The organism is Pseudomonas sp. GW821-FHT03A09 (assembly GCF_059421065.1).
Genome location: NZ_JBWKUX010000004.1, coordinates 267,455 through 289,642 on the forward strand (window position 1 = coordinate 267,455; position 22,188 = coordinate 289,642).

General features: G+C 60.9%; 24 protein-coding genes and 1 riboswitch. Of the genes, 5 read left to right on the forward strand and 19 right to left on the reverse strand.

The annotated features are described in order from the left end of the window. Positions 1–183 precede the first annotated feature (183 nt). From AC07V4_RS09100 to cobO, 12 genes are read right to left on the reverse strand one after another with little or no spacing between them, the layout of a single operon-like run. Complete coding sequence (locus AC07V4_RS09100; protein WP_492635890.1) at positions 184–1,392, reverse strand: MFS transporter; 1,209 nt, start codon at positions 1,390–1,392, stop codon at positions 184–186. 54 nt (positions 1,393–1,446) lie between these two features. Further along, positions 1,447–1,851: a MarR family winged helix-turn-helix transcriptional regulator gene (locus AC07V4_RS09105; RefSeq protein WP_492635889.1), complete on the reverse strand. Its 405-nt coding sequence runs from the start codon at positions 1,849–1,851 to the stop codon at positions 1,447–1,449. Positions 1,852–1,893: 42 nt separating this feature from the next. Next, positions 1,894–2,622 carry an adenosylcobinamide-GDP ribazoletransferase gene (locus AC07V4_RS09110; protein ID WP_492635888.1) on the reverse strand — a complete coding sequence of 243 codons (729 nt, stop codon included), beginning with the start codon at positions 2,620–2,622 and terminating at the stop codon, positions 1,894–1,896. Between the two features lie 2 nt (positions 2,623–2,624). Then, on the reverse strand, positions 2,625–3,200 hold the full coding sequence (gene cobC, locus AC07V4_RS09115) for an alpha-ribazole phosphatase family protein (RefSeq protein ID WP_492635887.1): 576 nt from the start codon (positions 3,198–3,200) through the stop codon (positions 2,625–2,627). Then, positions 3,197–4,252 (reverse strand): nicotinate-nucleotide--dimethylbenzimidazole phosphoribosyltransferase, encoded by a 1,056-nt coding sequence (gene cobT, locus AC07V4_RS09120; protein ID WP_492635886.1) that lies wholly within the window; start codon positions 4,250–4,252, stop codon positions 3,197–3,199. Before cobT ends, cobC begins: the two co-directional genes overlap by 4 nt. Beyond that, on the reverse strand, positions 4,249–4,770 hold the full coding sequence (cobU, locus tag AC07V4_RS09125; RefSeq protein ID WP_492635885.1) for a bifunctional adenosylcobinamide kinase/adenosylcobinamide-phosphate guanylyltransferase: 522 nt from the start codon (positions 4,768–4,770) through the stop codon (positions 4,249–4,251). Before cobU ends, cobT begins: the two co-directional genes overlap by 4 nt. A 55-nt stretch (positions 4,771–4,825) precedes the next feature. Further along, entirely contained in the window at positions 4,826–6,277 is a 1,452-nt protein-coding gene (locus tag AC07V4_RS09130; RefSeq protein WP_492635884.1) for a cobyric acid synthase, read from the reverse strand. Continuing rightward, positions 6,274–7,263 carry a threonine-phosphate decarboxylase CobD gene (cobD, locus tag AC07V4_RS09135; protein WP_492635883.1) on the reverse strand — a complete coding sequence of 330 codons (990 nt, stop codon included), beginning with the start codon at positions 7,261–7,263 and terminating at the stop codon, positions 6,274–6,276. The genes AC07V4_RS09130 and cobD overlap by 4 nt, the downstream gene beginning before the upstream one ends. After that, on the reverse strand, positions 7,256–8,164 hold the full coding sequence (cbiB, locus tag AC07V4_RS09140) for an adenosylcobinamide-phosphate synthase CbiB (protein ID WP_492635882.1): 909 nt from the start codon (positions 8,162–8,164) through the stop codon (positions 7,256–7,258). Before cbiB ends, cobD begins: the two co-directional genes overlap by 8 nt. Then, positions 8,161–8,811 (reverse strand): 5,6-dimethylbenzimidazole synthase, encoded by a 651-nt coding sequence (gene bluB / locus AC07V4_RS09145; RefSeq protein ID WP_492635881.1) that lies wholly within the window; start codon positions 8,809–8,811, stop codon positions 8,161–8,163. The genes cbiB and bluB overlap by 4 nt, the downstream gene beginning before the upstream one ends. Further along, the gene (locus AC07V4_RS09150; RefSeq protein WP_492635880.1) at positions 8,808–10,196 is read right to left on the reverse strand and encodes a cobyrinic acid a,c-diamide synthase CobB; all 1,389 of its coding nucleotides are present in this window, start codon (positions 10,194–10,196) and stop codon (positions 8,808–8,810) included. The genes bluB and AC07V4_RS09150 overlap by 4 nt, the downstream gene beginning before the upstream one ends. Then, positions 10,193–10,804, reverse strand: coding sequence for a cob(I)yrinic acid a,c-diamide adenosyltransferase (cobO, locus tag AC07V4_RS09155; RefSeq protein WP_492635879.1), 612 nt, complete (start codon positions 10,802–10,804; stop codon positions 10,193–10,195). Before cobO ends, AC07V4_RS09150 begins: the two co-directional genes overlap by 4 nt. 79 nt (positions 10,805–10,883) lie before the next feature. Further along, a riboswitch (cobalamin riboswitch) is annotated at positions 10,884–11,118 on the reverse strand. Between the two features lie 99 nt (positions 11,119–11,217). Between cobO and AC07V4_RS09160 the strand changes: the two genes are divergently transcribed. Further along, complete coding sequence (locus tag AC07V4_RS09160) at positions 11,218–12,531, forward strand: PQQ-dependent sugar dehydrogenase (protein WP_492635878.1); 1,314 nt, start codon at positions 11,218–11,220, stop codon at positions 12,529–12,531. 62 nt (positions 12,532–12,593) lie between these two features. Here AC07V4_RS09160 and AC07V4_RS09165 read toward each other — a convergent pair whose 3' ends face one another. From AC07V4_RS09165 to AC07V4_RS09185, 5 genes are all read right to left on the reverse strand, one after another. Further along, positions 12,594–13,130, reverse strand: a complete 537-nt coding sequence (locus AC07V4_RS09165; RefSeq protein WP_431749223.1) for a C40 family peptidase — start codon at positions 13,128–13,130, stop codon at positions 12,594–12,596. Between the two features lie 145 nt (positions 13,131–13,275). Continuing rightward, on the reverse strand, positions 13,276–13,905 hold the full coding sequence (locus AC07V4_RS09170) for a C40 family peptidase (protein ID WP_492635877.1): 630 nt from the start codon (positions 13,903–13,905) through the stop codon (positions 13,276–13,278). A gap of 213 nt (positions 13,906–14,118) precedes the next feature. Further along, the gene (hda, locus tag AC07V4_RS09175; protein WP_017134884.1) at positions 14,119–14,823 is read right to left on the reverse strand and encodes a DnaA regulatory inactivator Hda; all 705 of its coding nucleotides are present in this window, start codon (positions 14,821–14,823) and stop codon (positions 14,119–14,121) included. Between the two features lie 206 nt (positions 14,824–15,029). Further along, the gene (locus AC07V4_RS09180) at positions 15,030–16,103 is read right to left on the reverse strand and encodes an AI-2E family transporter (protein WP_492635876.1); all 1,074 of its coding nucleotides are present in this window, start codon (positions 16,101–16,103) and stop codon (positions 15,030–15,032) included. Positions 16,104–16,158: 55 nt separating this feature from the next. Then, positions 16,159–17,199 carry a DUF2066 domain-containing protein gene (locus AC07V4_RS09185; RefSeq protein WP_492635875.1) on the reverse strand — a complete coding sequence of 347 codons (1,041 nt, stop codon included), beginning with the start codon at positions 17,197–17,199 and terminating at the stop codon, positions 16,159–16,161. Between the two features lie 344 nt (positions 17,200–17,543). On the opposite strand from AC07V4_RS09185, the gene purM reads away from it, so the two are divergent. From purM to AC07V4_RS09205, 4 genes are all read left to right on the forward strand, one after another. Then, entirely contained in the window at positions 17,544–18,602 is a 1,059-nt protein-coding gene (purM, locus tag AC07V4_RS09190; protein ID WP_492635874.1) for a phosphoribosylformylglycinamidine cyclo-ligase, read from the forward strand. Next, positions 18,602–19,252 carry a phosphoribosylglycinamide formyltransferase gene (gene purN / locus AC07V4_RS09195; RefSeq protein WP_492635873.1) on the forward strand — a complete coding sequence of 217 codons (651 nt, stop codon included), beginning with the start codon at positions 18,602–18,604 and terminating at the stop codon, positions 19,250–19,252. Before purM ends, purN begins: the two co-directional genes overlap by 1 nt. An 8-nt stretch (positions 19,253–19,260) precedes the next feature. Then, entirely contained in the window at positions 19,261–19,974 is a 714-nt protein-coding gene (locus tag AC07V4_RS09200) for a DUF3108 domain-containing protein (protein ID WP_492635872.1), read from the forward strand. A gap of 371 nt (positions 19,975–20,345) precedes the next feature. Further along, entirely contained in the window at positions 20,346–20,534 is a 189-nt protein-coding gene (locus AC07V4_RS09205) for a hypothetical protein (protein WP_492635871.1), read from the forward strand. Between the two features lie 185 nt (positions 20,535–20,719). On the opposite strand, the gene AC07V4_RS09210 is transcribed toward AC07V4_RS09205, so the two are convergent. Both AC07V4_RS09210 and mazG read right to left on the reverse strand, forming a co-directional pair. Beyond that, entirely contained in the window at positions 20,720–21,265 is a 546-nt protein-coding gene (locus tag AC07V4_RS09210) for a DUF2058 domain-containing protein (protein ID WP_492635870.1), read from the reverse strand. A 25-nt stretch (positions 21,266–21,290) separates the two neighbouring features. Then, a complete protein-coding gene (gene mazG / locus AC07V4_RS09215; RefSeq protein WP_492635869.1) occupies positions 21,291–22,124 on the reverse strand; it encodes a nucleoside triphosphate pyrophosphohydrolase in 834 nt (277 codons plus the stop codon). Positions 22,125–22,188 lie beyond the last annotated feature (64 nt).

Below are 22,188 nucleotides of genomic sequence, written 5' to 3' on the forward strand. Positions count from 1 at the left end.
CGGGGCTTTTTAATGGCTGAAGATCAGGGTTGCGATACCAACGCCTTGATCAGTTCAGACACCGAACTCAACAGATCGCCATACCCAACTGCATCAACGCCAGGCCGCCGTGCTGCCAGCCCCACCAGGCCAACAGCAGCAGGACCAAGCCCGCCACCATCGCTAAACACCGCACCGTCACACTCATGCTGTCTCCATTTGCGCCTGGAGCCGTGCCACCGGCCGCTCGCGCACCGGCCAATTCAGGGCCGCAGCGAGCAGGCTCAGCAGGATTGCTACCTGCCAGATCAAATCGTAGTTGCCAGTGCGATCATAAACCACCCCGCCCAACCAGCCACCGAGGAACGAACCGAGCTGGTGGAACAGGAACACGATCCCACCGAGCATCGAGAGGTTTCGCACACCAAACAGCGTCGCTACGGTGCCATTGGTCAGCGGTACGGTCGACAACCACAAGAACCCCATGGCCATGCCAAACAGGTAAGCCGTGACTTCAGTAACCGGCGCCCACAGGAACAACACGATCACCACCGCACGCAGCAAGTACAAACCGGTGAGCAAGCGCGGCTTGGACATGCGCCCGCCGAGCCAACCGGCTGTGTAGGTGCCAAACACGTTGAACAAGCCAATCAACGCCAGCACCGTGGTGCCGACCGTCGCCGGCAAGTGCTGATCCACCAGGTACGCCGGCAGATGCACACCGATAAATACCACTTGGAACCCGCACACGAAGAAACCGAATGCCAGCAGCCAGAACCCGGAATGGGAGCAAGCCTCCCTCAATGCTTCACGCAGCGTTTGCTGGCCTACCGCGGCCGGCAACGGCTTGTCCTTGAGCATCGCGACCAGCGGCAGGATCAACGCAACCATCATGCCTAGCGCCAGCAAGGCAGCCGACCACCCCAGCCAACCGATCAAGCCCAAGGTGCCCGGCACCATGGCGAATTGGCCGAAGGAGCCAGCAGCACTCGCAATCCCCATGGCCATGCTGCGTTTCTCCGGCGGTACAGCACGACCCACCACGCCGAGAATCACCGAAAACGAGGTTCCCGACAGGCCGATACCGATCAACAAACCCGCGCTCAGGGACAATGACCACGCCGAATCGGACATGCCCATCAATACCAGGCCAACGGCGTATAGCACCCCACCGACAAACACCGCTTTGGTCGCGCCAAAACGGTCGGCCAAAGCACCGGTAAACGGCTGTGCAATGCCCCAGATCAGGTTTTGCAGGGCGATAGCGAAGGCAAAGGTCTCACGCCCCCAACCGAATTCGGTGCTCATCGGCGCCAGAAACAGGCCGAAGCCATGCCGCACACCCAAGGACAACGCCAGGATCAGCGCACTCCCTAACAGAACCCAACCACTGGTGCGCCACATCGAGGTCATTTCTTTTTCTCCGTTCGCGGGTATATACCCGCTTGTATTTGAACAAACTCACGTTCAAGCGAGTTCATCCAGCAAGGCCAACAAGGTTTCGCGCTTTTGCGCGCCCAGTCGATCGATCAGTTTCTGCTGCGCGGCTTCCCAGGCCGGCAAAGCGGCGGCCAGTCGTTCTTCACCCGCCTCAGTCAACAACACCAGACGGTTACGCAAGTCATCGCCCTCAACCAATTGCACCAGCCCTTCGCCTTCCAGTACCCGGAGATTGCGTCCCAAGGTGCTGCGATCCAACCCCATGGCGTCGGCCAGGCTGGAAATGCTCGGCTGATCGAGGCGTTGCAGGTTACACAGCAAAGAATACTGGGCGACATTGATCCCGAAGCCGTCGAGAGCGCCGTCGTAATACCTGCTGACGCCACGGGCGGCACGTCGCAGGTTGGTACACAAACATTGGGAAGCAAGCATAGAGCGTGTATATACCCGGGATTAAGGAAATGCAAGAAAGTGTTACAGCGCCAGCCCGATCAGAACCGCCACCTCCAGAAGCTCCAATAGAGCCCCCGCAGTATCGCCGGTGGTGCCGCCCAGACGATTGATCATCAATTGGCGCAAGCCGACAAAGCACAGTGCAGCAATGAGAACCGCCACACCGCCGCTGAAACCTCCGATGAGGATACAGGCCAATCCACTCAGGATCAGCACCTGTTGACCGACGATCCGCGGTAAATGATCCGACAAGGCCTGCCCTAGCCCTCCTGCTCGTACATAACGAGTCGTCAGAAACAACGCCAGCATCGAAGCACGTCCGATAAGCGGTGCGAGGATCAGCGCCGCGCCGTTGTGTTGCTCAATCAGGGCCACCAACGCGGTGAATTTGAGCAGCAACACCAAACCCAGGGTGACCACGGCGATTGGGCCGCTGCGCGGGTCTTTCATGATGGTCAACGTGCGCTCGCGGTCGCCGAAACCACCGAGCCAGGCATCCGCACTGTCGGCCAGCCCATCGAGATGCAAACCGCCACTGAGCAGCACCCAGGCCGTCAGCAACAACGCCGCATGCAGCAACAGTGGCGCCCCCACCAACACGCTGTTCAAGCCCCACAACAACAGCCCGAACAGCAAGCCCACCAACGGATAAAACAACAGCGAGCGCCCCAACTCCTGAGGCTGCGGCATGCCCGGTAAACGAATCGGCAGGCTGCTGAGAAATTGCAGGGCTATCCAGAATGGCAGCATGGTCAGACGCCTTCCTTGAGTGCGCCATCGGCCGTCACCTGCAGGCTGAACAACCCGCCGTGGCCAACTTCGACATTCAGCAGTTGCTCCCTCGGCAAACCGCGCGCCTGCGTCAGTAGCAGGCGCATCACGCCGCCGTGACTGATCAGCAGTATGCGTTCACCGGCATAGGCCTGATGCAGGCGTGAGACCGCGCCCAGCACACGTTCGGAAAAGTCGCTGACCGGCTCACCCTCAGGCGGTGTGAAGGTGTAGGGGTCAGCCCAGAACAGGCCCAGCCCTTCGGCATCGGTTTCCATCAAGGCCACAGCGCTCTGCCCTTCCCACGTGCCGAAGTGCAGTTCCTGCAGATCCTTTTCCAGACTCACCGGCAGGTTGAGCTGTGCACCCAACTCATGGGCAAACAGCGCGCAACGTTGCAGCGGCGAGCTGATCAGCCGGTCCCACGGGCCCTGCTTCACCACGGCGGCGCGCATCTGCGCCCAGCCGTTGGCGGTCAGCGCATCGTCCAGGCTGCCGCGCAGGCCGCCGCCCAACTCGGTTTCGCCGTGACGCAGCAGGTCCAGGTGCAAGATCATGCCGGGCGGTCTGCCACGGCGGCTTCGGCGAAGGTCGCCATCTGCCCATGCAGCGCGCAGGCCAGGCGTAACAACGGCACCGCCAGCGCCGCACCGCTGCCTTCGCCCAGGCGCAGGCCGAGCTCCAGCAGAGGGTGCGCATCAAGGCTTTGCAGCACATGCCGATGGCCCGGCTCGGCACCACCATGGCCGAACACCATCCACTCACGGCACGCCGGGTTCAGGCGAGTTGCGACCAGTGCGGCAACCGTGCAAATAAACCCATCCACCAGTACCACTATTCCTTCCTGGGCACAGGCCAGATAGGCACCCACCAACGCAGCGATTTCAAAACCGCCGAGGTTGAACAGGGTTTGCAATACATCGCCCCGTTGGCCGGCGTGCAACGCGAGCGCACGCTCGATAACGGCCACTTTGTGGCTGACGCCCTGGGCATTCAAACCGGTGCCCGGACCTGTCAGGTCATTCACACGGCAGTCGAGCAAGACACACGCCAACGCACTGGCGGCGGTGGTGTTGCCGATACCCATCTCGCCCCCTATAAACAGCTGTGCACCGCTTTCCAAGGCTCGGTGTGCGCTGTCGCGACCGGCTTGCAGGGCCAAGCGTCCTTGCGCCTGAGTCATCGCCGGGCCGCCGACGAAATTGGCCGTGCCCGCACCAATGTTCAGGTGACGCACACCCGGCAAGTTCAACGATGGCGTCACGGTGCCAAGGTCGATCACTTCCAACCGTGCATCCAACTGTCGCGCCAGAACGCTGATCGCCGCGCCCCCCGTGACAAAGTTGTGCAGCATTTGCCCGGTGACTTCCTGGGGAAACGCCGACACGCCTTCCGCCACCACGCCATGGTCACCCGCGAAGATGGCGATCCACACTTGCTCCACCGACGGTTTTACCTGGCCTTGCAAGCCGGCCAACTGCACCGCCACGGACTCCAGTTGGCCTAGGGAACCGGCAGGTTTGGTCAATTGTTGCTGGCGCGCCAGCGCCTGTTCGTGCGCAGCGGCATCGACGGCTTTGCAGGGGTTGAGCCACCAAGTGTCAGTCATAACGCAGTACCTTTCAAAGTCAGGGGCAGGCCGGCAACGGTCAGGACAACACGCTGACACCGCTCGGCCAAGGCTTGATGCAGCCAACCGGCTTCATCCACATAGCGGCGAGTCAATTCGCCCAGCGGCACGACACCCAGACCGGTCTCGTTGCTGACAAAAATGATTTCTCCCGGCAACAAAGCCAGGGTTTCCAACAGCTGTTCGCGCTCCTGCACAAGACGCTCGGCATCGTCGAGCATCAACAGATTGGTGAGCCACAGGGTCAGGCAATCCACCAACAGGCAGCGTCCGGACGCCGCGTTTTCGCGCAGCACCCGCGCCAATTCGACGGGCTCTTCGATCAAGCCCCAGTGATCCGGGCGCCGCCGACGATGCTGGGCGACACGCTCGCTCATCTCGCCGTCCAGCGGCTGGCTGGTGGCGATATAGATGACAGGCAACGTGCTGTCGGTGGCGAGCTTTTCGGCGAGGCGGCTTTTGCCGGAGCGGGCACCGCCGATGATCAACTGAAGCATAGCGAGTCACCTTTGTTCGGTTGATGCAATTCAATGTGGGGTCGCGTTCGCACCGTTAAACCTCGCACAGTTTTCGCAATAGCTCGGTGTCCAGATGGTGCTCGACCAAGTCCGCCAGGCGTTCGATATCGCGCTCGCGCAGGGCGTGGTAATCCACCTCTTGAACATCGTCCAGACCGGCCCAGCGCAGCAAGGCACTGCACGCTGCTGGCGTCTCGAACAAGCCATGCAGATAGGTGCCGAGGATCTGTCCGTCATCACTTTGGGCACCGTCACGACGGCCATCCTCCAGCAGCACTGCCGCCTTCGACAGTGCATCGCCGGACGTCACCCCCGCGTGAATCTCATAGCCACTGACCTCGGCATCCTCCAATAGCAAACGCCCACGCACGTTGCGCAACTGCTTCTCGGCTTCCAGCGTCGTGCTGAACGCCAGCAGGCCCAAACCGTCACTGGACCCGGCCAACCCTTCCAGCCCGAGCGGGTCATGCACCTGCTCACCGAGCATCTGCAAGCCGCCACAAATACCCAGCACCTTGCCGCCGTAGCGCAAGTGCCGGGCCACGGCTGCGTCCCAGCCATTGGCGCGCAGATAGGCCAGGTCGCTGCGCACGCTTTTCGAACCCGGCAGGATGATCAGGTCGGCAGCCGGAATCGGCTGGCCCGGGCCGACAAACTGCAAGTCAACTTGAGGGTGCAGGCGCAGCGGATCGAAATCCGTATGGTTGCTGATCCGCGGCAATACCGGCACCATCACCTTGAGCACCTGGGCCGCCTTGTCGATCTGGCGCTGGTCGATACCGTCCTCGGCCTCCAGGTGCAGGTCCATCACGTAGGGCAGCACGCCCACCACCGGCTTGCCGGTGCGGGCTTCGAGCCAATCCAGCCCAGGCTGCAACAACGCGATGTCGCCGCGAAAGCGGTTGATGATGAAACCTTTGACCCGCGCCTGCTCCGTGGGCGACAGCAGTTCCAATGTGCCGACCAGATGGGCGAACACACCGCCGCGATTGATATCGGCGATCAGCAGCACCGGGCAATCCACCGCTTCGGCGAAGCCCATGTTGGCAATATCGTTGGCGCGCAGGTTGATCTCCGCCGGGGAGCCGGCGCCTTCCACCATGACCACCCGGTAGGCGGCGCTCAACCGTGCGTGGGAGGCCAGCACCGCTTGCATCGCGATGGCTTTGTAGTCGTGATAGGCCACCGCATTCATGCTGGTCACGGCACGGCCGTGGATGATCACCTGGGAGCCGGTGTCGCTGTTGGGTTTGAGCAGCACCGGGTTCATGTCGGTGTGCGGCGCGAGGTTGGCGGCCTGGGCCTGTACCGCCTGGGCGCGGCCGATCTCACCGCCCTCGGGGGTTACCGCACTGTTGAGCGCCATGTTCTGGGGTTTGAAAGGCGCGACCGCTACACCCTGGCGTACCAGCCAACGACACAGCGCGGTCACCAGAGTACTTTTACCCGCGTCGGACGTAGTGCCCTGCACCATCAGCGTACTCATGAGGCTTCCTTGTAGGCGGTCAGTGCCTCATCGAGTCGCAACCAATCCGCTTCGGTGTCGGGCAAGCCGAAACGCAGGCTGCTGTCGTGAACAAACAGGCGCAGCAAGATGCCGCGTTGAGCCATGAACTCATGCATGCGTTCGGCATGGGGTGTGATCAGCCACTGGAACAAAGCGCAGCCGCCGTGGAGTTGAAAGCCATGGCCTTCGAGCAGCTCGAACAAGCGCTGGCCGGCGTCGATGCAACGCTGGCGCTGACGCGCGTGTCCGACGGTATCACGCAGGCATGCCTGACCGAGCACCCGCGTCGGCCCACTGACGGCCCAGGGGCCGAGCTGTTCGGCCAGCAACTTGAGCAATTTGCGTTCGGCCAGCACGAACCCCAGGCGCACACCGGCCAGGCCAAAGAACTTGCCGAACGAACGCAACACAATCAGCCCGACATGATGGGCCTGGTTCGCCAGGCTCAGTTGTGGGGTGACGTCCATGAACGCTTCGTCCACCACCAACCAGCCGCCGCGCTGGGCCAGACGTGAATGCCAGTCCAGCAGGCGTTGCGGCGTCAGGCTCAGACCCGTGGGATTGTTCGGATTGACCACCACCAGTACGTCGAGGCCATCCAGGAAAAAGTCGACTTCCTGCTCCTGCACTTCGCGCACCACGTAACCGGCACGGCGCCAGGCTTCGGCGTGTTCGGCATAGCACGGCGACAGCACGCCGACCTTGCCCGTACGACGCAGGCGTGGCAGCAATTGGATCGCCGCCTGGGAGCCCGGCACAGGCAATACATGGGGGGCGCCGTAATACTCGCTGGCCGCCGCTTCCAGGCCATCATCGGTTTCCGGCAAGCGCGCCCATGCCCGCATCGGGATCTCAGGGATCGGCCACGGCCAGGGCGCCAGGCCACTGGACAGGTCGAGCCAATCGGCTTCGGCAATCCCATACTGAATCACGGCCTTACGCAGCCGCCCACCGTGCTCAAGCATAGAATTGCGCCCCCGCGCAGAGAATCAACAGCCACAACCATACGCCGCGTTGTACCAGCTGCCAGCCACGGTCAATGGAGTCGGCATCGGCTGCCGGGCCTTCACCCAACTGCGGACGCTGATGCAATTCACCGTGATAGATCGCCGCGCCACCCAATTCGACACCCAATGCGCCCGCCCCGGCCGCCATCACCGGACCAGCGTTGGGACTGTCCCAGGTGGGCCCTTGGGTGCGCCAGCATTTCAGCGCCAGTCGGGTTTTACCGAGCAGCGCGTAGGTCAACGCTACCAGGCGCGCAGGAATATAGTTGAGTACATCGTCGATCTTGGCCGCCGCCCAGCCGAAGCGCTCGAAGCGCTCATTGCGATAGCCCCACATGGCGTCCAGGGTGTTGCTCAGGCGATAGAGCACCACGCCTGGCACACCGGCCACCACAAACCAGAACAGCGCGGCGAACACCGCGTCGCTACCGTTTTCCAGCACCGACTCGGTGGCGGCGCGGGCGACTTCCGTGCGGTCCAGCTCACTGGTCTGGCGACTCACCAGGTAACTCACGCGCTTGCGCGCTTGTTCCAGGTCATCACTGCGCAACGCCTGGGCCACGGGAATCACGTGCTCGCCGAGGCTGCGCATGCCAAGTGCGCAGTACAACGCCAGAATCTCCAGCACCCAACCGATGTAAGGCGCCCATGACAACGCGGTGGCCAACACGGTCAGCGGCACCACGGCGATAAACCACGCGGTCACGCCGTGGCTGCGCCAGCCTCGCCCCCCGGTATTGAAACGCTGCTCGATGCGCCCGGCGAAATTGCCGAACGCCACCAGCGGATGCCAACGCTTGGGCTCACCCAGCAACGCATCCAGCGCCACCGCAGCGACACACAGCAAGGCCACACTCATTGACTAACTCCCCACACATTTTCATACAGCATGTCGCTCAGTGGCCGTGGTTCGGTCCAGCCTTCGAGCTGCAACATCGGGGCCGGATAGAACTCGGCCACCGGCCCCAGGCAGAGCACTGCCAGGGGCTTGGCACCGGGCGGCAGGCCCAGCAGGTCGGCCAGGGCCTGGGGCTCGAACAGCGAGACCCAGCCCATGCCCAGCCCTTCGACGCGAGCTGCCAGCCACAGATTCTGGATCGCACAGGACAACGACGCCATGTCCATTTCCGGTAAGGTACGGCGCCCAAAGATATGGCGCTCGCGGCCATCCATCAGCGCCGCCACCAAGACCTCGGCGCAGTCGTGGATGCCTTCGACCTTGAGCTTCATGAATTCGTCAGAGCGCTCGCCCAGTGCCTCGGCGGTGCGCACGCGTTCTTCTTCCACCAACTGTTGAATCTTCCCACGCAGTGGGCGGTCGCTGATGCGGATAAACCGCCAGGGTTGCATCAGGCCGACACTAGGGGCCTGATGCGCGGCCTGGAGTAAGCGGTGCAACAACTCAGGGGCGATAGAGCCACCACTGAAGTGGCGCATGTCACGGCGTTCAGCGATGGCGCGGTAGACGGCCTGGCGGTCGGCTTCGGGGAATGCGTTGTCAGTCATGGCCTCTTCGCGGGCAAGCCCGCTCCCACATTGAGAGATGTGAACGCTGTCGATGTGGGAGCTGGCTTACCTGCGATAGCGGTCTCAAGCGTGGGCGCAAATAAAGCGGCCACCGCCGTCGGGTTGGACGGGAAATAGAAGTGCACGTAGGACGCGGTCATCCGACCCTGTCGGTAAACCGCCTCGGCACCGCGCCCGCCGTTGGGGCTCAGGCCGCGGGCAATCGGATGCCATTCGGTGCTGGTCAGGGAATGGTGATAGGTGTGGCCGCGCAACACGCCTTCCGGCAACTCGACACTTTGCAGGGCCAAGGCCGCCAGCTTCTTTTGCATCACCGCGTCCCCCTGCAGCAGGCCAACCAACTCGGCGCGGTTGCCGTCGACATCGGTGAGCGAATCAAGCAGGTAGAGCATGCCGCCGCACTCGGCGAGCAAAGGCTTGCCGGCAGCATGGTGGGCGCGGATGGCGTCAAGCATCGGTGTATTTTCCGACAACGCCTGATGGTGCAGCTCCGGGTAACCGCCAGGTAAATAAAGACTGTCGGCGTCGGGCAATTCGCAATCGTGAATCGGTGAAAAGAAGCGCAGCTCGGCACCCATCGCCCGCAGCACGTCGAGACTGGCGCCATAGGTAAAGGCGAAGGCCTCGTCACGGGCCACGGCAATCCGCACACCCGCAAGCAACGGCTCGGCCTCTGTCACCTCGGGGGCGGCGAAGGTCACCGGCGGCGGCAACGCCACTTCGCAGCTGCTGCCCAAGGCTTGGGCGGCGGCGTCCAGGCGCACGTCGAGGTCATTCAATTCACTGGCTTGTACCAGGCCCAAGTGACGGCTCGGCAGCTCGATCCCGGTTTCCCGGGACAGCGCGCCGTACCAACGCAGGCCTTCAGTCAGACTGCCCTCGAGCAGTTGCGCATGACGCTGGGTGCCGACGCGGTTGGCCAGCACCCCGGCGAACGGCAAGTCCGGCTGATAGCGTGCCAGGCCCAGGGCCAGGGCGCCAAAGGTCTGGGCCATGGCGGTACCGTCGATCACCCCGAGCACGGGCACACCGAAGTGGCGGGCCAGGTCGGCGCTGGATGGCGTACCGTCGAACAGGCCCATCACGCCTTCGATCAGGATCAGGTCGGCCTCTCCCGCTGCTTCCCATAGCAGACGGCGACTTTCTTGCTCGCCGACCATCCACATGTCCAACTGATACACCGGCGCACCACTGGCGCGCTCGTGAATCATCGGGTCGAGAAAATCCGGCCCGCATTTGAACACGCGCACCTTGCGCCCCAGGTTGCGGTGCAAACGGGCGAGCGCGGCGGTGACGGTGGTTTTGCCCTGGCCGGACGCCGGTGCGGCGATCAAGACGGCCGGGCAATGACGTGGCTGATTCAAAGTTCGACGCCCTTCTGTGCCTTGATACCGGCCTGGAACGCGTGCTTGAGCATGCCCATTTCGGTGACGGTGTCGCCCATTTCGATCAACTCAGGCTTGGCGCCACGGCCGGTGACAACCACATGCTGCATGGGCGGGCGGGCCTGCAGGTCGCTCAGGACCTGATCCAGGTCGAGGTAGCCGTGCTTGAGGGCGATGTTCAGCTCATCCAGCACCACCAAGCCGATGGCCGGGTCTTGCAGCAGTTCGCGAGAAACCGCCCAGGCAGCCTCGGCAGCGGCGATGTCACGCTGGCGGTCTTGTGTTTCCCAGGTAAAGCCTTCGCCCATCACATGGAAGCGCACTTGCTCGGGGAAGCGGCGGAAGAACAACTCTTCGCCGGTACTGCTGCGCCCTTTGATGAACTGCACCACACCGCACTGCATGCCGTGGCCCATGGCGCGGGCGAGCATGCCGAACGCCGAGCTGCTCTTGCCTTTGCCGTTGCCGGTCAGCACCAGCAGCAATCCGCATTCGTTGGGGGAATTGGCGATACGCTCGTCGATCACGGCTTTTTTGCGCAGCATGCGTGCCAGGTGGCGTTCGTCGCGGTCGGGGGAATCGGTCATGGCAGCTCTCCGTTGGGGCTGGACAAAAACGGCGGGCAGGAAAAAGACAAAACAGACAGCCAAGCATCGCCCACCGTGATGCTGTTGGATGAACCAGGCCGGTCTCCGGACTCATGAGTGGCGCGCAGGCCGACGGCGCGCCTTCCCATATCATGTAGATACAGTGGCAAACAGCACCGCTTTGACTCATTTACCGTTGCGGGGGCAGCGCCGGGATCGCGGCAGCACTGTGTACAAGTGCGCTCACTCACCGGCTTCCCTGTTTCACTCTGTCGACCCCTGGGTCACAGAGCACCTGGAACAAGCCGCGAAGGTTAGTGGGTTGGGGGTGGAGCGTCAATTAAAGCTGGCCTGCCACTTGAACCATTGGGGCGCCGTGCTTCTCTACCCATACAGGTATTAAGGAGAAAACCATGCATAAAACCAGACTGGCCTTACTGATCATGCTCGCCGGCACCCTCGCCGCCTGCGGGGAAAGCTCTACCTTGCAGGTTTCCGACGGCACCGGGCCCTCACCCAAACTGCCGGAACCGAACAAAACCTTGATCCCCACCGTGAATATCGCCCCAGCGATTGGCTGGCCCGACGGCGCCAAGCCGACGGCCGCTGCGGGCATCCAAGTGGCGGCATTTGCCGAGGGCCTGGATCACCCGCGCTGGCTGTATGTGCTGCCCAATGGTGACGTGCTGGTGGCGGAAACCAACGCACCGCCCAAGCCGGACGACGCCAAGGGCATTCGGGGCTGGGTGATGGAGAAAGTCATGGGCCGCGCCGGTGCTGGCGTGCCGAGTCCGAATCGCATCACGCTGCTGCGCGATGCCGACCACGATGGTGTTGCCGAGACCCGAACGGTGTTCCTGGAGAATCTGAATTCACCGTTCGGCATGGCCTTGGTCGGTAACGATCTGTATGTGGCGGATTCGGACAAACTGCTGCGTTTTCCCTACCAGCCTGGCGAAACCACAATCAAGGAAGCGGGCATCAAGGTAGTCGACTTGCCGGGTGGCACCCTCAATCATCACTGGACCAAGAACGTGGTGGCCAGTAAGGACGGCAGCAAGTTGTATGTGAGCGTCGGCTCCAACAGCAACGTTGGCGAAAACGGCCTGGAGGCGGAACAAGGCCGCGCGGCGATCTGGGAAGTCGACCGCGCCAGCGGCCAGCACCGCATCTTCGCTTCCGGCCTGCGCAACCCCAACGGCATGGCATGGGAACCCCAGAGTGGCAAGCTGTGGACGGCCGTGAACGAGCGCGATGAAATCGGCAGCGATCTGGTGCCGGACTACATCACTTCGGTCAAGGATGGCGCCTTTTATGGTTGGCCCTTCAGTTACTACGGCCAGCATGTGGACGTACGCGTCTCACCGCAGAACCCAGAGTTGGTCGCCAAGGCCATTGCCCCGGACTATGCCGTGGGGCCGCACACCGCCTCCCTTGGCCTGACGTTTGCCGAAGGTAACAAACTACCGGCGCAGTTCAGCAACGGCGCGTTTATCGGCCAGCATGGTTCGTGGAACCGCAAGCCGCACAGTGGCTACAAGGTGATCTTCGTACCGTTCGAGGGCGGCCAGCCCAAGGGGCAGCCGCTGGATGTGCTGACCGGGTTTCTCAATAAAGACGAGAAAGCCATGGGCCGGCCGGTGGGCGTGGTGATCGATCAGCAGGGGGACTTGCTGGTGGCGGACGATGTGGGGAATAAGGTGTGGCGGGTTTCTGCGGCCAAATAAAAACCGCATAACCAATGTGGGAGGGGGCAAGCCCCTCTCCCACATTTTGATCTATCTGTAACTTAAGGATTACGCGCCAGATTTCCCGGCAACACGCGCTTGGCGCTGAGATAGGCATTCTGCCAATACGCCTTGGACAAAGTATCCAGCTTCACCGTACCGCCGGTTTGCGGCGCATGGACGAAACGGCCTTCTCCCACATAGATCCCGGCGTGGCTGACCTGTGAACCGCCACCCGTGGCAAAGAACAACAGATCACCGGTTTGCAGATTCTCTTCGCTGACATTCTGTGCACGCATCACGATCAGTTCACGGGTAGTGCGCGGCAACGAGATGCCCGCCGCATCACGGTAGACAAAGCCGATCAGGCCACTGCAATCAAATCCGGAATCCGGCGTGTTGCCGCCCCAGCGATAAGGCGTGCCAACCAGGCCCAGCGCGCGGAAGAGCACGTCTTCGGCAGCAGGCGAGAAACTCTGTGTGGAGTAGTTGAACACCGGCTTGGGCTTGACGGCCACAGGAGCGGGTGGCGGGCGGCTGGCGCAGGCGCTGAGGAGCGCGGCGCAAACCAGCAAAATGAGGCGGGCTGAGGTCGACATGGGCAGAACAATCCTGGTCTGGATGCGGCTTTTCGCTGCCGAACGCTGAAAACCAGAACGCGCAAGCTAAGCTCGCGCGAACGGATTCCAACAATATCCAGGGATTCTAGCGCTTACACGTCAAACTTCAAGTATCACTTTAACTTTACTTACTAGCGGTAACCGTAGTCGGGGCCATGGCGAGTGCGCGCTTGGCTTCGATGAAGGTTTTGCTCCAGTAGCTGTCACCCAGGTTGTCGACTCGAACACCGCCACTGCGACGGCTGCTGGAGTGGATAAACTGGTTATCGCCCAAGTAGATACCGGCGTGACTGACACGACCACGGCCAGCCGTACTAAAGAAAAGCAGATCACCCGGCTTGAGGTTGTTGCGTGCGACCAACGGTGCATCCACGTTGATCATTTCGCGCGTCGAGCGTGGCAGATTCATGCCAGCTTCTTCACGAAACAGGTAGCCGATGAAACCGCTGCAGTCGAAACCGGCTTCAGAGGTACCGCCGAAACGGTAACGGGTACCGATCAGGGACATGCCGCGTTCGAGAATGCTGTCGGCCAGAACTGGAAGCTGGTAAGGCTTGTTGCCGGCGAAGTTGGCCAGTTCTTTTTCAGTAGCGATCTCTTCCTGATAAACAGTGGAAGACTGCGATGCTACGAATTTTGCCTGGGACTGTTGTGCTGGTTTTTGCTGCTCAGCCACGTTTTGAGTGTGGGTGGCGCAACCAAACAACAGGGTAACGAGTGCGAGAGGCACGAGGGGTGCGAAGCGATTTAGCATGGGCACGACCGTGGCTGATGTGTAAAGAAGTCGAGACTATGCCTTCTATCACATCGATTTGCAAATTCAATCGTGATCTATGTGACTTCTTGTTTTGACCATGACATCTAAGCCCTTAACACCCCATACCTGCCATTTGCGTGGTCAAACCGGCCAAAACGCAGGTTTTCTGGCGCCTGAAATATGCCGAAGCCCCCGAAATGACTGGGCTGGCTACCAGCCGAGGGTTTCTTTGAGGAAGGGGATGGTCAGCTTGCGCTGGGCCTGCAAAGAGGCCTGATCGAGCTGTTCGAGCAAATCGAACAACGCGCTCATGCTACGAGTGCCACGAGTGAGGATAAAGTGACCGACTTCGTCGGTGAGGTGCAGGCCGCGACGGGATGCGCGCAATTGCAAGGCACGCAGTTTGTCTTCGTCAGATAAAGGCCGCATCTGGAAAATCAGCGCCAGGGTCAAGCGTGATTTAAGGTCGGCCAGCTTCACCGGCAGCTCACGCGGCGACGTAGAGGCGGCAATCAACAAGCGTCGGCCACTGTCGCGCAAGCGGTTGAACAGGTGAAACAACGCTTCTTCCCAGTCCGCCTTGCCGGCAATCGCCTGCAGATCGTCCAGGCACACCAGCTCGTATTGTTCCAGGTGATCGAAGATGCCGATACCGCGATCCATCAACTCAGCCAACGGCAAATACACCGCCGGCTCGCCCATCTGTTCGAAACGCAGGCACGCGGCCTGCAACAGGTGCGTACGCCCCACGCCGTGCTTGCCCCACAGATAGATCAGACTCTCCGTCCACCCAGCGTCGGCTTCGCAGAGCCGCTCGACATAGCCGAGTGCAGCGGCATTGGCGCCTGGGTAGTAGTTGATAAAGGTGGCGTCATCACGCAGACGCACACCTAGGGGCAGCTGAATCGGTTTCATGCTGACTGAACGGCTCCAAACGAACCGCTAGTGGCCTCTGTGTAAAGTTTGCAAAGTTTATACCCGTGACGCCGGGCGCACAATGCAGCAGACCATAAGCAAAATCAAAGGTTTGCGTTAACTCTTGATGATTTGCGCAAATTGTTTGACACCCCGCCCCCCCAGAAACAACAAACCCGGCCGAGGCCGGGTTTGTGATTCAGTGATTACAGCTCGGGGTCTTCAACCCCCGTGTACACGTCCGAATCCTTGTACAAATCGTGAACATGACGCACCAGCACCATGATCACCGCCGCCACCGGCAACGCCAGCAGAATGCCAGTAAAGCCAAACAGCTCGCCGCCCGCCAGGATCGCAAAGATCACCGCCACCGGATGCAGGCCGATCCGGTCGCCAACCAGCAACGGCGTCAACACCATGCCCTCCAGGGCCTGACCGACCATGAACACGGCAACAATCCCCAGCATCGGGTACAAGTCACCACCAAACTGGAACAACCCAGCCACCAGTGCCGCACCGATACCGATCACAAAGCCCATGTACGGCACGATAGCCGCCAACCCCGCGATCAAGCCGATCAACAGACCCAGCTCCAGGCCAATCGCCATCAAACCGGCCGCGTAGATAATCCCCAGCGCCAGCATCACCAGCAGTTGGCCCCGCACGAAAGCGCCAAGCACCTCATGACATTCCTCTGCCAGAGACACGATGCGCTCCTCACGGTCGCGCGGCAGCAGGCTACGGATCTTGACCATCATGATGTCCCAGTCGCGTAGCAAGTAGAACGCCACCACCGGGATCAGTACCAGGTTGGTCAACCAGCCGATCAGCGCCAGACTGGAGGCCGTGGCCTGGCTGAGCACCACACCGACAATATCGGTGGTCTGCCCCATATGCTCAGTGATTGCCGCCTTGACCTTGTCAAACTTCCAGAAGCCATCCGCCAGCCCCAGCTTGGCCTGGGCCCACGGCATTGCCGTGTGCTGCAGCCAGTCGAGCATCTGCGGCGCCAGTTCGTACAAACGGAACAACTGCTTGGCGAGCATCGGCACCAATACCAGCACCAATGCCGTGATGATCAACGTGAACAGTGCAAACACCGTCACCACGCCCCAGGTCCGAGACATGCCAACCTTCTCCAGGCGATCCACCACAGGATCGAACAGATAAGCGAGCAGCAACGCAACCAGGAACGGCGTCAGGATCGAATGCAGCAAGAACACAAAAACGCACAGCAGGACAATCCCGCCAAGCCACACCCAACGACGCGTATCCGCCATAAATCACTCCATCTGTTATTGGCTTCCTTCTTCTATATAGAAGAAGGAAGAACACTTACCAACGAAAACGTAGCTGCGCCTGCGGCTCGGCAGCAACCGGTGGCTGTGTGCCGTCTGCCACCGGTTGCTGGACCGGCGCTTCACCCGCCGGCACTTCCTGCAACCTGGCCAGACTCAACTGGGTACGCAACTGATCGGCACTGCCATTGACGCGATACACAATGCGGTTGCCCTCCACAAGTTGCGGCTGGCCACCAAAGGGCTCCAGCAGATGGCCCAGAGCCGCATAGCGCTCTAGGTTCATGCCCTGCACTTCCAGCAATTGCTCGGTGCTTACCCCAGGCTTGACGGCAAAACGCGGCGCGAGCTTTTGGCTGACCGCCAGCATGATGGCATCGGCCACCGCGCCGGTATCAGCCCCCTGGGCGGTGCCCTGTTCACTTTTGTCACCCAACCACAGCCGCCATTTGGCCTGCCATTGGTTGCCTTCCTGGCGGGCGTGCACCGCCAGCAATGCATCGGCGCCGTAGCGCTCGGAGGCTGCGCGCAGTGGCGTGGCATCCGCGCTTTCAAGGTTAGGTGCGGTGGCGACCACCTGTTCATCCAAGTCACCCAGCGGCAAGCGCAACGGCAAGCCACGGTGTTGTGCCGCCCGACGCAGGGCCTGTGCGACGACCTGGCCATCGCCGACCAGGCTACTGCCGTCAGTGGAATCGTTCAGCCACCAGCCAAGGATCGAAGGCCGGTTGCTACCCCAGATCGACAGGCCTGCCTGACGCAGCGCGCGATCGGTGCTGACCGGATCGAAATCCACTTGCAGGCTTTCCGGCGGACCAGCGTCGTAGCCGTACTGGGTGATGATTTGCTGCGGGTCCTTGCGAATCGCCGCCAAGCCAGGGCCATCGGCGGCCTTGGCGTCGCCGGTCAGGCGGATCACCAACGTCTGCACCGCACGCTGGGTAGCCTGGTCGCGCTCCTGGGGCGACTGGCTGCTGACCGGTTCGAGTACTTGATAGAGGCCATTGAGGGTTTCGGCATGACTCGCCAGGCTGACCAACGACAAACAGCCTACAAAAAAGAATTTATACAAACGCATGGAAGATTCCCGAACCACAAATTAAACGGGGAGAACAGACCGCCTGAATTCGGCTTGGCAAGGCTGTGACCACAGCGACCGACAAAACATTCACAGAGATCCGGTAAGTTTTCGTACTGTCATAACGATAGCGGGTTAAAGGCTATACCTTAATACACGCCATAACCGAGGCGATTAGCATTTTTTTAACGCCATATGCTCCTGCCCGTCGGCCCGAGGATGGCCGCTGCCCCTCAAGCCTGATAAAATCGCGCGCCTTCGCAGACCGTCAATGGCTGGGCCTTTTACCAAAAGCGCCTGCCCGCTCGGTCGTTACCCCTGAATCCCCCCTAAAGGCCTGGATCATGAGCAAGCAACCCTCCCTGAGCTACAAGGACGCCGGTGTAGACATCGACGCCGGTGAAGCATTGGTCGAACGCATCAAGAGCGTCGCCAAGCGCACTGCGCGCCCTGAAGTCATGGGCGGCCTGGGCGGTTTTGGCGCCCTCTGCGAAATCCCGGCCGGCTACAAACAGCCGGTGCTGGTCTCCGGCACCGACGGCGTGGGCACCAAGCTGCGCCTGGCACTGAACCTGAACAAGCACGACAGTATCGGCATCGACCTGGTTGCCATGTGCGTCAACGACCTGGTGGTGTGCGGCGCCGAGCCGCTGTTCTTCCTCGACTACTACGCTACCGGCAAGCTGAATGTGGACACCGCAGCCCAAGTGGTCACCGGTATCGGCGCCGGCTGCGAACTGTCGGGTTGCTCCCTGGTTGGCGGCGAAACCGCTGAGATGCCAGGCATGTACGAAGGCGAAGACTACGACCTGGCCGGTTTCTGCGTCGGTGTCGTAGAGAAAGCCGAGATCATCGATGGCTCCAAGGTGGCTGCCGGTGACGCCCTGCTCGCCCTGCCATCGTCCGGTCCGCACTCCAACGGCTACTCGCTGATCCGCAAGATCATCGAAGTGTCCGGCGCCGACATCGAGAACACCCAGCTCGATGGCAAGCCGCTGACCGACCTGCTGATGGCCCCGACCCGCATCTACGTCAAGCCTCTGCTCAAGCTGATCAAGGACACTGGCGCAGTCAAGGCCATGGCTCACATCACTGGCGGCGGCCTGCTGGACAACATTCCGCGCGTCCTGCCAAAAGGCGCCCAGGCGATCGTCGACGTGGCCAGCTGGCAGCGTCCTGCGGTATTCGACTGGCTGCAAGAGAAAGGCAACGTCGACGAAACCGAGATGCACCGCGTGCTGAACTGCGGCGTCGGCATGGTTATCTGCGTGGCTCAGGAACACGTTGAAAGCGCGTTGAACGTACTGCGTGAAGCCGGCGAGCAGCCTTGGGTCATCGGCCAGATCGCCACCGCCCCGGAAGGCGCGGCTCAGGTTGAACTGAAGAACCTTAAGGCGCACTGATGCCTGCAACCTGTGATGTCGTGGTGCTGCTTTCCGGCACCGGCAGTAACTTGCAGGCCCTGATCGACAGCACGCGCACCGGCGACAGCCCTGTGCGCATCGCTGCGGTGATTTCCAACCGCAGCGACGCTTACGGCCTGCAACGCGCCAGGGATGCGGGTATCGACACCCGCTCGCTGGATCACAAGGCTTTCGAAGGCCGCGAGGCCTTCGACAGCGCCTTGATCGAACTCATCGACGCCTTCAACCCCAAACTCGTGGTCCTCGCCGGCTTCATGCGCATTCTCAGCGCTGGCTTCGTGCGCCACTATGAAGGCCGCCTGCTCAATATCCACCCTTCCCTGCTGCCCAAGCACAAAGGCATGCACACCCATCAGCGCGCGCTCGACGCCGGCGACACCGAGCATGGCTGCAGCGTGCACTTCGTCACCGAGGAACTCGATGGCGGGCCTCTGGTCGTACAGGCAGTGGTTCCGGTAGAGTCTGCTGACTCAGCGCAGACACTTGCGCAACGGGTTCACACCCAGGAACACAAGATTTACCCGTTGGCTGTTCGCTGGTTTGCCGAGGGTCGGTTGATTCTTGGCGAGCAGGGTGCATTATTGGACGGTCAGTTACTCGCGGCCAGCGGCCACTTGATTCGAACCTAGGAGATTTTATGCGTCGCGCCTTGCTCTTCGCTTTTGCTCTGTTTGCCTTGCCAGCCGTGCAAGCAGCAGATTTACACCCATTCTCCGCCAGCTACACCGCCGACTGGAAACAGTTGCCCATGAGTGGTTCGGCCGAACGTAGCCTGACCCAGAACGGTGACGGCACCTGGACCTTGAACTTCAAGGCGTCCATGCTCATCGCCAGCCTCACCGAGACCAGCGTGATCAAGTTTGACAAGGACGCTCTGCAACCCAAGAGCTACACCTTCGAACGCGGCGGCCTGGGCAAGGCGAAGAAGATCAACCTGGACTTCGACCACTCGGCCAACAAGGTCACTGGCTTCGAAAACAAAGACCCGGTCAATGTCACCCTCGAAAGCGGCATGCTCGACAAGTCGACCTACCAGTTGGCCCTGCAGCGCGACGTGGCTGCCGGCAAAAAAAGCATGAGCTACCGCGTGGTTGAAGGCACCGACACCGACACCTACGACTTCCGTGTGATTGGCCCGGAAAAGGTCCAGACCAAGGCCGGCTCCATTGATGCGATCAAGGTCGAGCGCGTGCGCGATCCCTCGCAGACCAAACGCATCACCCAGATGTGGTTTGCCAAGGACTGGGGCGGCATCCTGGTTGCCCTGCGTCAGGTAGAAACCGACGGCAAGGAATACAACATCATGCTGCTGGACGGTACCGTTGACGGCAAGGCTGTCAAAGGCAGCTGATCGCTAGCTGGAACGAAGAGCCTCGCGAATGCGGGGCTTTTTTTCGTCTGCTGTTTTGTTTTGAAGCTTCTACCGCTATCGCAGGCAAGCCAGCTCCCACAGTTGGAATGCGCTCTCCTGTGGGAGCTGGCTTGCCTGCGATAGCGGTGGCAGATTCAGCACAGGGCATAAGCCTGACCCGAACATGAAACTTCTGTCATAAAACTCAAGCACCTGCGACGCAATGTCGCTATTTACGGGGCCCGCAAGACTGTTGCGTTTTCTGCAATGAATTGTTGCGCGAAAAGTCTGTTTACTTAGCAAGCTAACAAATCATATAACAGAGTCCTGCGACGACTTGCCGCAGATCAACCAGAGATTGGAGCAAGCAGATGACTGTAAAAGTAACTGAACGCGACGATGAACATATGTCCCACGAAGCAGTAGCTCACGGGATTCACATCTGGGATGTGCATCAGCAAGACGTATTAGTCGGTATGTTTCACAACGAGAGCGACGCCCACAATTATAAAAACGAGCTCGAAACTCTTGAAATGAAACGCCAGGAACAAAGCTCCTGAAGCCTCTTTGTAGTGAGCGGGCTCGCCCCGCACTGGGCTGCGCAGCAGCCCCAACCCGGACCACACATTCTTTCAGACAGAATCCCACTATCAGGTTTTGGGGCGGCTTCGCAGCCCAGCGCGGGGCAAGCCCGCTCACTACAAAAAACCCCGCCTTTTGAGCGGGGTTTGTTGTTTCTACAGGCTTACCACATCAAATCATCCGGGATCTGGTAGGCAGCATACGGATCATCCTCATCCGGCACCTGGCTTTCAGTCAGGATATTGAGCTGCACGATACGCTCCGGTGCGCGCTCCTGGATCTTCAGCGCCGCTTCACGCGGGATCACCTCGTAGCCACCACCGTGGTGCACGATCGCCAGGGAGCCGTTGCTCAGCTTGTTGCGCATCAACGTGTTGACCGACAGGCGCTTGACCTTCTTGTCGTCGACGAAGTTGTAATAGTCCTCAGTGGTCAGCTTCGGCAGGCGCGAGGTTTCGATCAACTGCTTGACCTGTGCGGTACGCGCCTTGGCCTCGGCTTTTTCCTGCTGCTGGCGGTTCAACTCCTGGTCGCGCTTGACCTTCTCGGCCTGCGCTTCCTGGGCCAGGCGCGCCTGGGTGTCATCCGCCTCGGCCTGGCCTTTGTGGACCAGGCGCTGCTGCTTCTGTTTCTCTTTGCCGACCTGCTTGGCCTGCTTTTGGTTGACCAGACCTGCTTTGAGCAACTGGTCGCGAAGGGAAAGGCTCATGGTGCTTACTCACTTAGGCAACTGCTCAACCGCAGTTGGACACATTCTTTTCCTGGCGTTTGGCTTCACCCCACAGGGCGTCCAACTCTTCGAGGGTGCAATCTTCTATGGGACGGTGGGTGTCGCGCAATGCCTGTTCGATAAATCGGAAACGTCGTTCGAACTTGGCATTGGCGCCGCGCAGTGCGGTTTCCGGGTCGACCTTGAGATGACGGGCCAGATTGACCGCTGCAAACAGCAGGTCACCGACTTCATCAGCAATGGCCGCCGAGTCGTTATCGGCCATGGCTTCGAGCACTTCATCCAGCTCTTCACGGACGTTATCCACCACCGGCAAGGCGGACGGCCAGTCGAAACCGACCTGGCTGGCGCGTTTTTGCAGTTTGGCGGCACGGGACAAGGACGGTAATGCGGCCGGCACATCATCGAGCAGGGACAATTGCTCCGGCGCGTCGGATTTTTCCGCGCGCTCCTGTGCCTTGATTTGCTCCCAACGCTCCTTGACTTGCTCTTCGCTCAACTGAGGCGTATCCAGCGGCGCATACAGATCGCCCGTCGGGAACACGTGAGGATGGCGACGGATCAGCTTGCGCGTGATGCTGTCGATCACTCCGGCAAATTCAAAGCGCCCTTCTTCCCGCGCCAACTGGCTGTAATACACCACCTGGAACAACAGGTCGCCCAACTCACCCTGCAGGTGATCGAAGTCGCCGCGCTCGATGGCATCGGCGACTTCATAGGCTTCTTCCAGGGTGTGCGGGACGATGGTCGCGTAGGTTTGCTTGAGATCCCACGGGCACCCATGTTGCGGGTCCCGCAGGCGGTTCATCAGGTGCAGCAGGTCGTCTAGTGAATACATTGATCTCTATCCGCTGAAGATCAAATGTGGGAGGGGGCTTGCCCCCGATAGCAGTGGATCAGCC

Bases quoted from the DNA above. Each gene is read 5' to 3' on its own strand.
- AC07V4_RS09100 (WP_492635890.1), bottom strand. From the start codon at position 1,392: ATGACCTCGATGTGGCGCACCAGTGGTTGGGTTCTGTTAGGGAGTGCG.
- AC07V4_RS09105 (WP_492635889.1), bottom strand. From the start codon at position 1,851: ATGCTTGCTTCCCAATGTTTGTGTACCAACCTGCGACGTGCCGCCCGT.
- AC07V4_RS09110 (WP_492635888.1), bottom strand. From the start codon at position 2,622: ATGCTGCCATTCTGGATAGCCCTGCAATTTCTCAGCAGCCTGCCGATT.
- cobC (WP_492635887.1), bottom strand. From the start codon at position 3,200: ATGATCTTGCACCTGGACCTGCTGCGTCACGGCGAAACCGAGTTGGGC.
- cobT (WP_492635886.1), bottom strand. From the start codon at position 4,252: ATGACTGACACTTGGTGGCTCAACCCCTGCAAAGCCGTCGATGCCGCT.
- cobU (WP_492635885.1), bottom strand. From the start codon at position 4,770: ATGCTTCAGTTGATCATCGGCGGTGCCCGCTCCGGCAAAAGCCGCCTC.
- AC07V4_RS09130 (WP_492635884.1), bottom strand. From the start codon at position 6,277: ATGAGTACGCTGATGGTGCAGGGCACTACGTCCGACGCGGGTAAAAGT.
- cobD (WP_492635883.1), bottom strand. From the start codon at position 7,263: ATGCTTGAGCACGGTGGGCGGCTGCGTAAGGCCGTGATTCAGTATGGG.
- cbiB (WP_492635882.1), bottom strand. From the start codon at position 8,164: ATGAGTGTGGCCTTGCTGTGTGTCGCTGCGGTGGCGCTGGATGCGTTG.
- bluB (WP_492635881.1), bottom strand. From the start codon at position 8,811: ATGACTGACAACGCATTCCCCGAAGCCGACCGCCAGGCCGTCTACCGC.
- cobO (WP_492635879.1), bottom strand. From the start codon at position 10,804: ATGACCGATTCCCCCGACCGCGACGAACGCCACCTGGCACGCATGCTG.
- AC07V4_RS09160 (WP_492635878.1), top strand. From the start codon at position 11,218: ATGCATAAAACCAGACTGGCCTTACTGATCATGCTCGCCGGCACCCTC.
- AC07V4_RS09165 (WP_431749223.1), bottom strand. From the start codon at position 13,130: ATGTCGACCTCAGCCCGCCTCATTTTGCTGGTTTGCGCCGCGCTCCTC.
- AC07V4_RS09170 (WP_492635877.1), bottom strand. From the start codon at position 13,905: ATGCTAAATCGCTTCGCACCCCTCGTGCCTCTCGCACTCGTTACCCTG.
- hda (WP_017134884.1), bottom strand. From the start codon at position 14,823: ATGAAACCGATTCAGCTGCCCCTAGGTGTGCGTCTGCGTGATGACGCC.
- AC07V4_RS09180 (WP_492635876.1), bottom strand. From the start codon at position 16,103: ATGGCGGATACGCGTCGTTGGGTGTGGCTTGGCGGGATTGTCCTGCTG.
- AC07V4_RS09185 (WP_492635875.1), bottom strand. From the start codon at position 17,199: ATGCGTTTGTATAAATTCTTTTTTGTAGGCTGTTTGTCGTTGGTCAGC.
- purM (WP_492635874.1), top strand. From the start codon at position 17,544: ATGAGCAAGCAACCCTCCCTGAGCTACAAGGACGCCGGTGTAGACATC.
- purN (WP_492635873.1), top strand. From the start codon at position 18,602: ATGCCTGCAACCTGTGATGTCGTGGTGCTGCTTTCCGGCACCGGCAGT.
- AC07V4_RS09200 (WP_492635872.1), top strand. From the start codon at position 19,261: ATGCGTCGCGCCTTGCTCTTCGCTTTTGCTCTGTTTGCCTTGCCAGCC.
- AC07V4_RS09205 (WP_492635871.1), top strand. From the start codon at position 20,346: ATGACTGTAAAAGTAACTGAACGCGACGATGAACATATGTCCCACGAA.
- AC07V4_RS09210 (WP_492635870.1), bottom strand. From the start codon at position 21,265: ATGAGCCTTTCCCTTCGCGACCAGTTGCTCAAAGCAGGTCTGGTCAAC.
- mazG (WP_492635869.1), bottom strand. From the start codon at position 22,124: ATGTATTCACTAGACGACCTGCTGCACCTGATGAACCGCCTGCGGGAC.